This window comes from Shewanella sp. Koi 1 (genome assembly GCF_052907445.1).
In genome coordinates this window covers 782285-797417 of the sequence record NZ_JBREJM010000001.1, presented here as the reverse complement: position 1 = coordinate 797417, position 15133 = coordinate 782285, and the positions used below count along the sequence as shown (strand labels likewise).

Sequence of the window (15133 nt, the reverse complement as noted above, 5' to 3'; positions counted from 1 at the left end):
TTTTGGTCATAAAAATAAGTAAATTTAGTCATATAGCAATTTTAGAGTGTGAGGGACCCTATTAATAAGTCATTCATAATTTAGGAAAGATGATGAATACCTCCTCAGTAACACTCTGCATGCTGTTGGCAAGCACGGCCCTGCTAGCAGGCTGTAACAGCGATAACAAAGATAGCGAGACTACACCGCCACCAGCGAAAATGGTGCCCGCCCAAGTCGGTGAGCGACCACTGTTTTTAGTGCGCCAAATGCAGGACAGCAGCTTAAAGACCCGCTTAGCCCAGTGCGAAACCGATCATTTCTACCGTAGTGATTTTTCCATTGGTCACCGCGGCGCGGCGATGCAATTCCCTGAACACACCAAAGAATCCTACCAAGCCGCCATCGACTCTGGTGCGGGTATTGTCGAGTGCGATGTGACTTTTACCGCGGATAAAGCCTTAGTCTGTCGCCACTCCCAGTGCGATCTCGCCAGCACGACCAATATTTTGGCCATTCCCGAACTTGCCAACAAATGCTCAGTCCCCTTTACCCCCGCCGATGCAGCCAATGGCGTTGCCGCCACTGCAACCTGCTGTACCAGCGATATCACCCTCGCCGAATTTAAAACCTTAAAGGGCAAGATGGAGGGCGAGAACCCCAAGGCCGCCACTGCCGAAGAGTTTATGAATGGTACGCCTAAGTGGCGCACGGATTTATATGCGGGCAATGGCACCCTAATGACCCACGCCGAGAGTATTGAGATGTTTAAAAAGGCTGGCGTGAAAATGACGCCTGAGCTAAAAGCCGCCAGCGTCGCCATGCCCTTCGATGGTTTTACTCAGCAGGAGTACGCCCAGAAGATGCTCGATGAATATACCGCAGCGGGTGTCGATGCCTCTCAAGTCTTTCCCCAATCCTTTAATTTAGAAGATGTAAAATACTGGATTGCTAACGCCCCCGAGTTTGGAAAACAAGCGGTATATCTTGATGATAGATATGATATTCACACAGGCTTTGACCCACTGGACTCCTCCAGCTGGTCGCCCTCAATGGCGGAACTTAAAGCCCAGGGCGTAGAGATTATCGCGCCACCACTCTGGGTGCTAGTGACCTTAGATGCGGATAAAAAAATCATTCCATCGGAATATGCCAAAGCCGCGAAAGCAGCGGGACTTAAGATCATCACTTGGAGTTTAGAGCGCTCAGGATTATTGAAAGATGGCGGCGGTTGGTATTATCAAAGCATCACAGATGCCATTGATAATGAAGGCGATACCTATGAGCTGCTCGATGTGCTCGCCAAAGATGTGGGCGTGATTGGCGTGTTTTCGGACTGGCCGGCGACTGTCACTTACTATGCCAACTGCATGGATTTATAGGCCAAAACAATAGGCTCTATTTCAAAACCGAGAAACAAAAAAGCGTTAGCAAAAACTGCTAACGCTTTTAATTAACAGATTCTTTTTACTTAAAAAGATGCTGAATATTTTTTAAATCGCCCTTACCTTCGGCAATTTCTTCCGGCGTTAAACCCGTCACTTCGTGTGGGAACACTAACCAGTCTTCAGAGGCATGGATATAGTAATCAGGCTTTAAAGGCACTGCGGTATTTTTTGGCTTGTAATAAGGACAAGCGATACGAATATCCTGCGGCATGTTTAAGCGCATCAGTTGGCTTAACTTTTCCTTCAGCGCGTGGATGCTGCGGCCAGAGTCAAACACATCGTCAACAATCAGTAAGCTGTCGCTAGCATTCGCATTTTCAACAATGTAATGCAGGCCATGTACTTTGATTTCTTTGCTTTGCTTGTCGGTACCAATACCGTAGTAAGACGAGGTACGCACAGCGATATGGTCGGTTTCAACCTTCTTAAAGTCGAAAAACTCTTGTACCGCGATCCCGATTGGAGCACCGCCACGCCAAATACCCACGATAAACTGCGGACGGAATCCACTCTCATAAACCTGTGAAGCTAATAGAAATGAATCTTCGAGCAGTTGTTGTGCGGTAACGAAATATTTTTCTGACATGACACCGATCCCCATCTTAATTATTGATTTTAGGTGTTAAAGCGCGAGCTTTTACCCTGTAAGGTCTGTTCGGCGTCCAAAACACGAGAACAGCATTCTCTTCAAAAGAGTCCTAGCAAGTGTAGGCAGCCGCCGAATTTTGGGAGCGAATTTTATACCAAAAAAAACCGCCGTGCTGCAGTTATAGTCATAAGTTGCAGGTGAACGGCCGTTTATTTTGCATTTTTAGGACGGAACTAACAAAAAGCGGACAAAAAAGGCCACCCAAAGGTGGCCAACAAGGAACGAGCACAGGCTCAAAGCAAAGTGTGACGCTTAAGTTTGACGCTTAAGTTAGCTCACAGGGTTGATAATAGGTTCACCGACCTTAGTCATGGCGCTGTAGCTGCGGCTACTCGACTCTTCAAACTCCTTCGACAGAATCGTGCTGACATAATGCCAATCGCTACGCACCGCTTCCTTGGTGAAGGTTAAGGTCATAAAGCCGCGATCTTTGAGGTTGGTGTATTTAAGATCTGGCACCAAGTCGACGATCGCCGCCTCGGTCGCGGGGATCTGTTCCGCAGGGAGATTTAAGTAATATTCCAAACCAGGTGATGACACTGAGCTTGTAGCAAACTCGACCCCAACGGTATCACCGTTGACATCTTTAAGCTCATTCGCCCAGGCATTATGGGTGTCACCGGCAATCACGACTAGGTTGTGATTTTTCGATTTAGCCGTACCTAAAATTACTTCCCTTTCATAGGCATAACCATCCCATGCATCCAAGTTATAGGGAATAGATGGCAGTTGCAGCAGGGCAATCACCTCTGGCGTTAACAGGGCTTGATTAGCCTGTAAATACTGTAATTCCGCTGCCGTTAGGGTTGGATCATTTGCCGCCGCACGAGCAGCTAACTTCGCCAGCGCACCAAGCATGGCATATTGTGGAATGCTCATTTGCTGGGTAGCGATCGCCGCAGGCAGGGACATCTTGCCCATGAGGATCTGTTGCCCTAACACCTGCCAAGTGCCCGTGGCTTGCAATAAAGTGCCCTGCAGCCAGAGTAATTGGGTTAAGCCTAGCATAGTGCGCGTGGTCGATGTCACATCGGCGCGGAAACGCTCACCATCGAAGGCGCCCGTGCTGGCATCCATATAGTCGGCATAGTCGAGCTGCTTATCGCGGGCCAAAACGCGCGTGTCCAGCATATGTAAGTCGACTAAGTTACCGTAACTGAAGCTACGGTAAATTTCCTCATGGTTACCCTCGCGCCATGGGCGAATTGGCAGCCACTCGAAGTAGGCCTGTAGCGCGGCTTCTTTACGGACCGCAAAGTCCCCTTCGCCTTCGTTGTGGTTCTCGGCGCCATCACGCCAGGTGTCGTTTGCCACTTCGTGGTCGTCCCATACCGTAATAAAAGGCACTTTCGCGTGCAATTTTTGCAGGCTAGTATCTGAACGATACTGGCCATAACGAGTACGGTAATCGCTTAATGACAGCAACTCATTGGCGGGTAACACTTCACGGCCAAGCTCTGTCGCATGTTCGCTGGCATAGCCGCCGCGAGCATATTCGTAGATATAGTCACCCAGATGCACCACGGCATCGAGGTCATCCTGCGCCGCAGCCAGTTCATACACGTTAAAATAGCCGGCAGGAAAGTTAGCGCATGACATAACGGCAAGTTTTACCGAACTCACATCACCCTCGGGTAGAGTGCGGGTCTTACCCACCTCAGAGGTTTTTCCGCTAGTCATAAAGCGGTAAAAATAGGTTTGTCCCGCACGTAAACCACGGGCATCGATTTTAACCGTGTAATCACGGTTAGCGTTGGTGACCATCTCCCCTGTGGTCACTAATTGTGAGAATGCCGCATCACTGGCCACTTGCCAGCTGACTTTGACATCCCCAGCAGAATCAGGCGTCACACGGGTCCAGAGGATCACCGCGTCTTGCGCAGGGTCACCACTGGCTACCCCATGTAAAAACTGCGCAGGAACAGATTTATCATCATCACTGTCACTACACCCCATTAGGCCGTAGGAGATCACTGCTGCACCAATGCCTTTGGCCGACATGGCTAAAAAATCACGACGAGTCACGGTTCGTTTCATTATTATTATTCCCTTATAAGATGAGGTTTCACTGGTATGAGGTCTAATGAGGCCCCGATTGTGAGACATCACTGTTACACATTTGTGACATCTTTGTCAGCATTTTATGATTTCTTTTAATTCATAAGCTTATACTGGATAGCGTACTTTATTTGTACAGCACTGGCACAAGCCATGAGTAAGCTGCTAACATCGGATCAGTGGCAAATCGCTCAGATTTTGGCTCGTCGAGCATCAAACCTGAGCCTTGTTAAAAAAGGAATTTATAGGATGAAAGTCAGCGATATTATGAGCACTGAGGTCATCTGCATCAGCGATGGTGCTAGCCTGAAAGATGCCCACCATTTAATGCAAACCCGCGGCGTGCGCCATTTACCTGTGATATCTGAAACCGACGGCACCTTAGTCGGCGTACTCACCCATAAGAAGATGATCGCCAGCGTATTGTCTATGTTGAACAAATACGGCCAAGGCGCATTGGATCGCAAGGAACGCTACACACCCATAGCGACTGTGATAGACAAAGACTGCCAGCACTTAACCGCCGATGAGCCCTTAAGCGTGGTAGTGGAATATTTTATCGACAACAAACTCGGCTGCTTACCCGTAGTAGATAACGATAAGAAAGTATTAGGGATTGTCACCTCTTCCGACTTTATTAAGCTCTGTCGCACCCTGCTGCAACAGCAAGCTTAACGCCTAACATCCTCACTCTTTCTCGCTGGCCCTCGGTTATCAGGGCTGGCGAGAGTCATTATCTAAAAACTCCAAGGACGCCCGTGGCCAAGTTATTAACCCAAGAACAATTTATCCGCGCCTATGAATGCGCCGAATTAGGCTGTATCACCAACCATGATCGCCTCGCCCAATTGCTCGCCGATCCCGATTATGACGCTTTACATGAATACAGCGCCTACTTTGGCAAAGCGGCGAAACAAATCATCTGTATCAGTGACTTACAAAGTATGGAGGAATTGCATTTTGTCGCGGGAAACTTGAATTGGGATGACCATGATCCCGATATGGTGAGAGCGATTATCGAACACCCACTCTGCGATGCGGGTACCGCTTTATTGCTCTACTGGTACGGACAAGGCTTTTATTACTCCACGCCACAGAGGCTAGACACACCTTTTGGACAGCTATTCAAAACCATCACCGAACGCTTTGTTGCGCGCGGCTATGCCAGTTATAGAATCCATTTTGATCCGTTTAAAGAATGTTTTATGCCCTCATTAGAGGACGTCCTCACGAATGGATGCCAAATTCCAGGGGCCATTTTTGCCCCCTACAGCACCATGGAAATCGAAACCGATGCAGGGCATCCAAGGTATCTACAATTTAAAAATGAGCAGCTGAAATCGGGCAAATGGGGCCAGTAATAAGCCCCGAGCAGTCTTTAAATAGAGCGCTTAAAACCAAGCGATTAACGTGATGAAACAGGCGTTGCTGGCGGAATACGGGTAAAACGCTGCCAGCGACCCGAGCGCCAACGGTGCACCATAATCAAGCCTCGCACCCATTCATCGGCCGCAACAGCAAGCCAAGCGGCCAGCACGCCATAACCTAAATGCAGCCCAAAGAACCAAGCCAATAGCACGCCAATTCCCCACATGCTAAACAGGCCAACGCGCACCGGAAACGCCACATCCCCAGCTCCTTTTAATGCCGAAATAATCACCAGATTAAAGACTCGGCCAGTTTCGAGCGCAATGGAACCTAATAGCAAGAGTGCGGTAAGTTGAATGACCTCAGGATTTTCACTCAGCCAGCCCACAATGGTAAAACGCTGCCAATAAAAGGCTAACACTATGGCGAGGGAAGCAATAAAGCCCACCAGGCAATACTTCTGCACCCGCACAGTTATCTCATCGAACCATTGTTTACCGACGTAGTAGCCGGTTTGAATTTGCGATGCCTGCCCAAGCGCCACCGCAAAACAGTAAATAAAGCGGCTGATATTCAAACCATAGGTATAGGCGGTCAGCGAGAGTGTGCCCATCTGACTAATAAAATAGATGATGGTCATCTGTGCCACGTTGTAGGACAGCATTTCGCCCGCATTGAGCAAACCTATGCGCATCACACTCCAATAGGTGCTGCGCGGCAATAGCTTCAACCTTGGCATCGGCAGTGGGATACCTTTACGGTGGATCACCGCCAGCATAATCAAGGCACCGATAATCTGGCTGGTCACAGTCGAAATCGCCACGCCTGTCACCCCATAAACCGGCAAACCAAAGGGAGAATAGAGGGCAATATAGTTACCCAGCACATTCATCAATCCCGTGCTGGAGGTGACTAACATGGCCGAGCGGGTAAAACCGTAGCTACGTAAGATGGCGGCAAAGGCGATGTTCATCACCAGCCCAATACTTAAACTGCCGCAGATCAGCAGATAGTCATAACCATAGCCTGCGACCTCAGGCTCTAGGGCAAACAAACCGATAATGCCGTGGGCACCGCAAAACATCGATGCCCCCATAATCACGGCTAAGCCTAAGCTTAAGGCCACACTGGCGACACCAATATCGGTTGCTTGCTGCGTCTGCCCGGCACCATTATTTTGGCTGATCAGAATGCTGGCGCCCGTGCTGACCATCATGGACATCACCATCATAAAAAACATCAATTGAGTAGTGAGCCCCACGGCGGCGACGGCATTATCGGAATAATGGCTCAGCATAAAAATATCGCTGATCCCGAGTAAGGATTGCAGCAAGGTTTCGATAAAAATCGGCCAAGTGAGGGCGACAATGCCCATGCGTTGTTGCAGGGTTTTAGCTGATTTGGCCACGTTCTATCCTTACCGCTGGAAGACAAGTGAAATAGCAATAACACGCCAAGGTTGGCGAACGGTAATTTTCTTACATTTTTAGATTGTGCTCAATCTTTCATTACAACCAAACCGACCGCTGCAACCGTATTCATTCGCGACGCTTCCATCAACAAGTTTTACCAACAAGTGCTAATCAACTGAAATCGATGGAATTAATGCCATATCACTAATACGTACTACCCTTTTCAATATTGAGCCGATACACTTTGCCGACCACAAGGGGCGATAAGCGCTCACCGAATATATTCAGGGAAATTGCACATGAGCCAACTCTATTTAGAAGACGGAATTAAACAATTGGTGAGCGAGTTTATCGCCGCAGGTTGCCCTTCGGTGCGCGAGCAAAGCCTTGAGGAACGTCGTCAAGGGTACATCGCCAGCACGGTATTGGCTGGCGAGCCGGAAGCGGTGTTTGAGGTCAAAACCTTATCCCTTGAGGGCATAGAATTAACCCTATTTAAGCCCTCGATGGACAACAACTTACCCGTAGTCATTTACTATCACGGCGGCTGTTTTGTCAGTGGTGGCATCGCTACTCATAACCAACAACTGCGTAAAATCGCCAATGATTCTGGCGCGTTAGTGGTGGCGGTCAGCTATCGCCTCGCCCCTGAGCATGTATACCCCGCCGCCCATGACGATGCCTTCAATGCCGCCAATCTCGTGCAGCAACATTGCCAGCAATGGGGCGGCGATAACACCAATATCACCCTGATGGGCGACAGCGCCGGTGGTCATTTAGCCCTAGTCACTTGCCTGCGGTTAAAATCAAAAGGGCAATGGTTACCTAAAAAACAAGTGCTTATCTATCCTATGTTGGATGCGACCGCCAAGAGTCAGAGCTATATAGACAATGGCGACAAGTACATTATCACCCGCGACACCCTGCTCACGGGCTTTGACATGTACCTCGATTGGCACCCCAGAACCGATGTCGAAGCCAGCCCACTTCGCAGCCAAGAGTTAGAAGGTTTACCCGAAACCCATATCATTACCGCCGAGTTCGATCCCTTGCTAGATGAGGGTGAACAGCTATTCCGTAACCTATTAGATGCGGGCGTAAATGCCCATTGCCGCCGCTATTTAGGGGTGATCCACGGCTTCTTCCAACTCGCTGGAGTCAGTCAATCGGCGCGGGATGCCATGGTGCAGGTAACCCATATTATTCGCGCTTAACCTGATTAAGCCGCATGCCTTAATGCGGGCATGCGGCTACCGAATCTATTCAACGAACAACTCATTGCATGATAACGCAATGATCTAACGACGCTATTTCGCCTCTGGCCGACTCAGTTTGTGGATCACATCTTGATGCTGCGGATACATGGCCAGCAAAGCTTCTTGGCTAAATAACTCAAAGTCATCGAAGGTAAAACCCGGTGACACCATACAGCCCACCAGCGAAAACCCTGGTTGATTCATGGCCGAGCCAAAAATACAGCCCTTAGGCACTAAAAACTGTGGCCTTTCGCCCGCAGCTAAATCCAGCCCCAACTGCGCCATGGTCAGCTCGCCCTCGGGGGAAATCATATAAATTGTCAGCGATTGACCCGCATGGAAATACCACATTTCATCGGCCGTGAGTCGATGAAAATGCGACACTTCGCCGGTTCGCAGTAAGAAATAAATGCTGCTCCACAGCTGACGACTCGGATCAAAAGCCGATTCTGAGCGATAGGAAGAACGGTAATATCCGCCTTCAACATGCTGCTCAAGTTCTAAATACTGAATAAAATCATCTGCATTCTGCATCTTTACTACTCCATTCATTTTTTCGCACCTGTATCTTGGCTAATACCTTTTTTAAGAAGATGTTAGAACCATGACTAAAATCAAATAATAATTATTCTCATTTACATATAATGCTGCCACTTGTAATTTTACGGAGAAATGAGAGTGAAGCCTACTTACCTTGCCATCCTGTTAGCAGCCCTACTACATCCCCCCTTGGCCAGCGCAGACGAAGTAAACCAACCTGAACTGGATAAAATCGAGCGCGTGAGTGTTGTCGGCGTAAGACAACGATTAGAGCAAGCCGGAACCTTGGCTAACACTATCATGAAAACTGAAGTCATCGACGCCAGCGTGATTGAGAACAAAAATGCCGTTAACCTCTCCGAGGCGATTGATAATTCCCCCGGCGTTAAAGTCTCCAACGAATGCTCCATGTGTGGCGTGAAGCGCATTATGCTCAACGGCATGAAAGGCGAGCAAACCACGATTCTGGTCGATGGTTTACCCGTACACACTATGATTTCGGGCTATTATGCGGTCGATGCGATCCCAACAACTGGGGTCGAACGTATCGAAGTCGCCCGTGGCGCGGGCGCCTCCCTAATCGCCCCCGAGGCCATTGGCGGCACCATTAATATTGTTAGCAATGAGCCCACTGAAAACGGCGCAGAACTGGATTTGTCCGCCGGTGAAAATGGCTACCGTAAACTGGGTTTTCTCGGTAAAGGTGTGACCCAAGATGGCCGCACCCGCGCGACACTCGTTGCCCAATATGACGATAGAGATCAAGCCGATGCGGACAATAATAAAGTCAACGAAGCACCGATGCAGGAAAACCGCAGCCTGACCGCTCGAGTCTCCCACGATATTACCGATACCGATAACCTAGTGATGCGCGTCGCCAATATCCAATCGGAAATTTTCGGCGGCCCTATGATAGGCAGCACCTTCGCCGATGGCGTAGCGTCTAGCACGGGGAACGTGTTATCCGGCTACGATGGCCAACCGAGCGAGCCACAACAGCTGTTTGAAGATGGTGATGTGCGTAAGCGCTACACAGGAAAAGCCTGGGAAACCACCGAATGGATTAAGACCGAACGTAACGAAGCCTCACTCGCTTGGCTGAGGGAGTTTAACGACGACTGGAACATGCACCTTGCCGCCAGCTACGCCGATCATAAACAGGACTCCTTCTACGAAGGCTTCGATTACAGCGCCGATGACAAAATGTGGTTTTTCGATGCACGCTTTAATTATCTGTTGAGCGAGAGCCAACTACTGACCTTCGGCGCCGACTTACGCACAGAGGAAATGCGTTCCCATTCCCGCTCTGGCAGTGCCAACCCAGATTATGTTTCCGACTCCTTTGACTATGATGTAAAAGGCGTTTATCTACAGGACACTTGGCAAGCCACTGAGTCGTTAGAAGTCGCAATGGCACTGCGTTACGATACTATCAGCGCCGATTTTACCGACCCCAACAAACCCGGCACTGAACTCGATGAGTCGATTCTGTCTCCTAGGGTCGACATTCGTCTGCGCCATAATGATGAATGGACTTCACGCCTATCCGCAGGTCGCGGCTACCGCGCGCCATTATCCTTCTTTGAAACCGACCACGGCATTTTAGATGGCTCTCTGGGCTTTGACATCGATATCGACGAGCTAGAGCGCTCCAACTCAGTCAACTATGCCCTGAGTTACGAAGGTGAACGCCTCACCTCTACCGCCTCGATTGCTTGGACCGAAGTCGAGCATTTAGCGGCATTAACCACTAACAACCATGGCATTCCATTACTGACCCAACTCGATGAAAAAGCGCGGGTTATCACCAGCGATATCGCCTTAGGTTATCGCTTGACCGACGATATGAGCCTTAGCCTAACCGCCGAGCATTTTGATTATGACTCTGTCTTTAAATCTTCCTATGCCATTGCGCCTGTTGAAAAACGGGTCACGCTCAGCATGGATTGGGACATGAATGACTGGGAAATCTTTGCCAACCTAGTATGGATCGGTAGTCGCGATCTCGCCGAATTTGGTTACGAAGGCTATAACCGCCTCGATGCCAATGGCCAAGTCGACCCTAGCTCGAAAAAGACCACGGATGCGCCCGCTTACGTGACTTTAGATTTAAAGGTCAGTTATCAGCTCAACGATACCCTGTCACTCTACACTGGGGTCAGCAATCTGTTTGACTATACCCAAGCGGGGGATGAAGACACGCCTCTGTTTTACGATGCCGAGGGCGCCTTCGACGTGGGCTATATCTATGGCCCACTGCGTGGCAGAGAAATCTATGCTGGCATGAAGTTGAGCTTCTAATGCTGCGTATTCTTCTCCCTATGCTGTTGTGCTGCGCCCTGCCGTTATCGGCGGCGCAGCTCACCCGCGACTATCAGTTTCAAGCTTTGCGGGGTCAGCAAGTGACTGACTTGTCACATCTCGAGGGGCAAGCAATGGCATTGATGTTCTTTGAACCTGAGTGCCCTTGGTGTATCAAGCAGGCCAGTGTACTCAAGCAGCTGCATCAAAGCTGTCGTCAAGGCGTGCACCCCGTGGCGCTTGGGGTCAATGGAGATAACTTAGCCTTAAAACGTGCCCTGTTTAGGCTGAATTTCCCCTTTGAAGCCTACCGCGCACCGCCCGCTTTGCTAAAGGATATGGGCGGTATTCCTGCCACGCCAATCCTGCTGCTGCTCAATACCAAGGGAGAGTTAATCAAAGGCTATCGCGGTTTTACCAATGAAGCAGAGCTGAAGGCTCAACTCTGCCGCTCGAGTTAATATCAGCATAATTTAATCTATTGTTTTCAATCAGAGTGTTGTTTTATGCTATTAAAGGGCACGCTATTCTGATTGAGAACAATAGGTTTTTGCCAATAAAACCTACATTAATCTACGCTGTTCATTACCAACATCAGATACACTTAGAGTGTTACTCCGGCTCATGCCTAGGCTCGAAAAAAACCACATGGGTAGATGATTTGGAGTAATCGCAGTAACAGGTGTGATAACAGACTAGAAGCCAAACAAAAGCGCTTCTATCTATTAGACCCTTTAACGAATAGGGAGCTTGTTTGATGGTCAGTGTTGAGCAAATGGCTTTAGTGCTGGACGCGCTACCCGATCCGGCGTTTATCCTGTCCCAAAGCGGCCGCTATGTTGCCGTATTTGGCGGTAAAGATGCGCGTTATTACCACGACGGCAGTGGATTAGTCGGCCTTTACCTGAGCGATGTACTCAACCACGAAAAGACCACTTACTACCTCAAGATTATTCAGCAAGCCTTAGATAGCGGTAAATTACTGATTGAGGAATATGAGCTCAGTAACAAGGATGTCAAAGGCTTATCCGATCAAGGTCCTTCAGAACCCATCTGGTTTGAAGGGCGCATTCAGGCGTTAGATTTTCTGGTGGATAACGAACCCGTCGTCCTCTGGGTCGCCAGTAATATTTCCAAGCGCCATAAGCTAGAAATACAACTGCGGCAATTAAGCGATACCGACCAACTGACTGGACTCTATAACCGCCGCCGCTTAGACCGTGACTTACATTTTCTCTTCGACACCTTTAGCCGCCACCATATTCCGGCCTCGATCTTAGTGCTCGATCTGGATCACCTGAAGCTTATTAACGATCAACTGGGGCACCAAGCGGGCGATCGCGTCATCATGGCGGTTGCCGAAGCCTGCCAACAGCAATTTCGCAAAACTGACAGCGCCTACCGTTTTGGTGGCGATGAATTTGTGATTGCCCTGCCCGGGGTTGACCATGACCAAGCCATAGTGTTTGCCGAATATCTCTGTGACTGCTGCTTCAAGGCATTGCAGCAACTCTCGGTAAAGGGATTATTTGCCACCGTCAGCATTGGTGTCGCCAGCATAGAGGCGGGCGATAAATCCTATGAAGATACCCTAAAACGCGCCGATGCCGCGCTCTATCAAGCCAAGCGGGATGGTAAGAATCGCGTTATCGCCAATAGTGCTTGATGCCGCATCCCCTCGACAAATCACCAATAAAAAAGCGAACCTAGGTTCGCTTTTTTATGTACTTCACACACTTAGCGTCGCGATTATTGCGCCGCTTTGGCCTTGCGGGCGGCGTGCAGTTTCTTATAGCTCTCGATTAAGCGTAAATGTGGCTCAATCCCTTCGAGCTGCATGCTGGTCTTAGTTAAACCGCTGAAACGGACTTTACCCGTAACGCTACCGACCACTTGTTCCATCACTTCCGCGCCAAACATGCGGGTAAAGTTATGGCTAAAGTCTTCGAGTTCAAGGTCTTCATCCAGCGTCACTTCCAGTACCGCGCTCATGGCTTGGAAGAACAGATTACGCTTCACGGTATTGTCGTTAAATTGCAGGAACTCACCGACTAATTCCAATGCCTCTTCATGCGCGCCGAGTGCCAGATAAATCAGGATCTTAAGTTCGATAATCGTCAACTTACCCCAGACGGTATTTTCATCGAAGACGATACCAATCAGGGTACGAATATCGGTGTAGTTATCGAGCTGACTTTCTTCTAAACGATTGACTAGGTTGACCAACTGCTTAGTGCTTAAAGAATGCAGATTCAGAATATCTTCACGGTAATCCAGCGCCTTGTTGGTGTTATCCCAAATCAGGTCTTCTACTGGATAAACTTCTGAGTAATCAGGCACTAAAATACGACAAGCCGATGCGCCTAACTCGGTAAACTCGGCGACATACACCTCTTTACCTAGCTCTTCTAAAATGCCGAATAAGCGGTCCGCTTCCTCTTGGTTAGTGCCGGAGAAATCCCATTCGCAGAACTCATAGTCATGCTTGCTACTAAAGAAGCGCCATGAGATCACCCCCGTTGAGTCGATAAAGTGCTCAACAAAGTTTTCAGGCTCGCTCACCGCCATGCTGTTAAAGGTCGGTTTTGGTACATCGTTTAAGCCTTCAAAACTGCGACCTTGGAGCAATTCGGTCAGACTGCGCTCCAATGCCACTTCAAAGCTTGGGTGGGCACCGAAGGAGGCAAATACCCCGCCGGTTTTCGGGTTCATCAGCGTCACGCACATGACTGGGAACTGGCCGCCTAAGGAGGCGTCTTTCACCACCACAGGGAAGCCTTGCTCTTCTAAGCCCTTAATGCCCGCAAGAATGCTTGGGTATTTTTCTAATACCGACATAGGCACGTCTGGTAGGACGATTTCTTGCTCGATAATTTGGCGTTTCACCGCGCGCTCGAAGATTTCAGACAGACACTGTACTTCGGCTTCTTTGATGTTGTTACCCGCGCTCATGCCATTGCTTAAGAACAGGTTTTCAATCAGATTCGATGGGAAGTACACAGTCTCGCCATCGGATTTACGCTTGTACGGAATCGCACAAATACCGCGTTCACGATTGCCCGAGTTAGTGTCGATAAGATGCGAGCCGCACAGCTCCTCATCGGGGTTATAAATCTCTAGGCAGTAGTCGTCTAACAGGCCCGCTGGCAGCGAATCATCCTCTTCTAAGGCGAACCATTTTTCATTCGGGTAATGCACAAACTCGCTGTTAGCGATTTCAACCCCAAAGAATTGGTCGTTATAGAAGAAGTTATTGTTTAAACGCTCGATAAACTCACCGAGGGCCGAGCACAGCGCGCTCTCTTTGGTTGCACCTTTACCATTGGTAAAACACATGGGTGATGCGGCGTCACGGATATGCAGTGACCACACATTGGGCACAATATTACGCCATGAGGAAATCTCAATCTTCATCCCCAGCTCAGCCAAAATACCGGTCATATTGGCAATGGTCTGCTCTAGCGGTAAGTCTTTACCCAAAATATAGGTGCTGCTGTCGTCGCCTGGGTGGCCCATCAGCATGGCATTGGCGTCGGCATCGAGGTTTTCAACGGTTTCGATTCTAAATTCTGGGCCAGTCTGCACGACTTTCTTCACTGTGCAGCGGTCGATAGAGCGCAAAATACCTTCGCGATCTTTATCCGAAATATCATCGGGCAATTCGACATTGATCTGGAAAATCTGGTTGTAGCGATCTTCTGGGTCGACAATATTGTTTTGCGACAGGCGGATATTGTCCGTCGGAATATCACGGGATTTACAATATACCTTCACAAAGTAGGCGGCGCACAATGCCGAAGAAGCTAAGAAGTAGTCGAAGGGACTCGGCGCCGAGCCGTCGCCCTTATAACGGATGGGCTGATCGGCCGTTACCGTAAAATCGTCGAACTTGGCTTCGAGTCTCAGGTTGTCGAGAAAATTAACTTTGATTTCCATTAGAATTTTTCCACTCAATATGCTCAAACGCGATAATCACATTCGTTACCGCACAGCATTGCCCTTGGGCGCTATCGTCTTGGGGGGAATTATCGGTGTTTTTCGCCCATTAGTCTTGGGTTAATTATGTTAAAAAAACACCAGCGGGATTTTTATGCCATGGGTTGCAAGCAGCAGAGTAGGATT

The 15133-nt window shown here is 49.1% G+C and carries 12 protein-coding genes; 7 read left to right on the top strand and 5 right to left on the bottom strand.

Annotation, left to right across the window (positions count from 1 at the left end; all coding sequences use genetic code 11):
- Nucleotides 1-92 precede the first annotated feature (92 nt).
- Entirely contained in the window at nt 93-1361 is a 1269-nt protein-coding gene (locus ACUZ8J_RS03615) for a glycerophosphodiester phosphodiesterase family protein (protein ID WP_446693092.1), read from the top strand.
- Nucleotides 1362-1446: 85 nt separating this feature from the next.
- Here ACUZ8J_RS03615 and ACUZ8J_RS03610 read toward each other — a convergent pair whose 3' ends face one another.
- Both ACUZ8J_RS03610 and ACUZ8J_RS03605 read right to left on the bottom strand, forming a co-directional pair.
- Nucleotides 1447-2013 carry a phosphoribosyltransferase gene (locus ACUZ8J_RS03610; protein ID WP_011624046.1) on the bottom strand — a complete coding sequence of 189 codons (567 nt, stop codon included), beginning with the start codon at nt 2011-2013 and terminating at the stop codon, nt 1447-1449.
- Between the two features lie 333 nt (nt 2014-2346).
- Nucleotides 2347-4113: an alkaline phosphatase D family protein gene (locus ACUZ8J_RS03605; protein WP_446693091.1), complete on the bottom strand. Its 1767-nt coding sequence runs from the start codon at nt 4111-4113 to the stop codon at nt 2347-2349.
- 270 nt (nt 4114-4383) lie between these two features.
- Here ACUZ8J_RS03605 and ACUZ8J_RS03600 point away from each other — a divergent pair, with 270 nt between their 5' ends.
- Both ACUZ8J_RS03600 and ACUZ8J_RS03595 read left to right on the top strand, forming a co-directional pair.
- Nucleotides 4384-4809, top strand: a complete 426-nt coding sequence (locus ACUZ8J_RS03600; protein WP_446693090.1) for a CBS domain-containing protein — start codon at nt 4384-4386, stop codon at nt 4807-4809.
- Between the two features lie 83 nt (nt 4810-4892).
- Nucleotides 4893-5495 carry a DUF4274 domain-containing protein gene (locus ACUZ8J_RS03595; RefSeq protein WP_446693089.1) on the top strand — a complete coding sequence of 201 codons (603 nt, stop codon included), beginning with the start codon at nt 4893-4895 and terminating at the stop codon, nt 5493-5495.
- Nucleotides 5496-5539: 44 nt separating this feature from the next.
- Here ACUZ8J_RS03595 and ACUZ8J_RS03590 read toward each other — a convergent pair whose 3' ends face one another.
- On the bottom strand, nt 5540-6910 hold the full coding sequence (locus ACUZ8J_RS03590) for an MATE family efflux transporter (protein ID WP_446693088.1): 1371 nt from the start codon (nt 6908-6910) through the stop codon (nt 5540-5542).
- 303 nt (nt 6911-7213) lie between these two features.
- Here ACUZ8J_RS03590 and ACUZ8J_RS03585 point away from each other — a divergent pair, with 303 nt between their 5' ends.
- Entirely contained in the window at nt 7214-8128 is a 915-nt protein-coding gene (locus ACUZ8J_RS03585) for an alpha/beta hydrolase (protein ID WP_446693087.1), read from the top strand.
- 93 nt (nt 8129-8221) lie between these two features.
- On the opposite strand, the gene ACUZ8J_RS03580 is transcribed toward ACUZ8J_RS03585, so the two are convergent.
- Complete coding sequence (locus tag ACUZ8J_RS03580; RefSeq protein WP_446693086.1) at nt 8222-8704, bottom strand: cupin domain-containing protein; 483 nt, start codon at nt 8702-8704, stop codon at nt 8222-8224.
- Nucleotides 8705-8848: 144 nt separating this feature from the next.
- Here ACUZ8J_RS03580 and ACUZ8J_RS03575 point away from each other — a divergent pair, with 144 nt between their 5' ends.
- From ACUZ8J_RS03575 to ACUZ8J_RS03565, 3 genes are all read left to right on the top strand, one after another.
- Nucleotides 8849-11011, top strand: coding sequence for a TonB-dependent receptor plug domain-containing protein (locus ACUZ8J_RS03575; protein WP_446693085.1), 2163 nt, complete (start codon nt 8849-8851; stop codon nt 11009-11011).
- Nucleotides 11011-11472: a TlpA family protein disulfide reductase gene (locus ACUZ8J_RS03570; RefSeq protein WP_446693084.1), complete on the top strand. Its 462-nt coding sequence runs from the start codon at nt 11011-11013 to the stop codon at nt 11470-11472. Before ACUZ8J_RS03575 ends, ACUZ8J_RS03570 begins: the two co-directional genes overlap by 1 nt.
- Nucleotides 11473-11768: 296 nt before the next feature.
- Entirely contained in the window at nt 11769-12677 is a 909-nt protein-coding gene (locus tag ACUZ8J_RS03565; RefSeq protein WP_446694898.1) for a GGDEF domain-containing protein, read from the top strand.
- A gap of 83 nt (nt 12678-12760) precedes the next feature.
- On the opposite strand, the gene ACUZ8J_RS03560 is transcribed toward ACUZ8J_RS03565, so the two are convergent.
- A complete protein-coding gene (locus ACUZ8J_RS03560; RefSeq protein WP_446693083.1) occupies nt 12761-14947 on the bottom strand; it encodes an OsmC domain/YcaO domain-containing protein in 2187 nt (728 codons plus the stop codon).
- Nucleotides 14948-15133 lie beyond the last annotated feature (186 nt).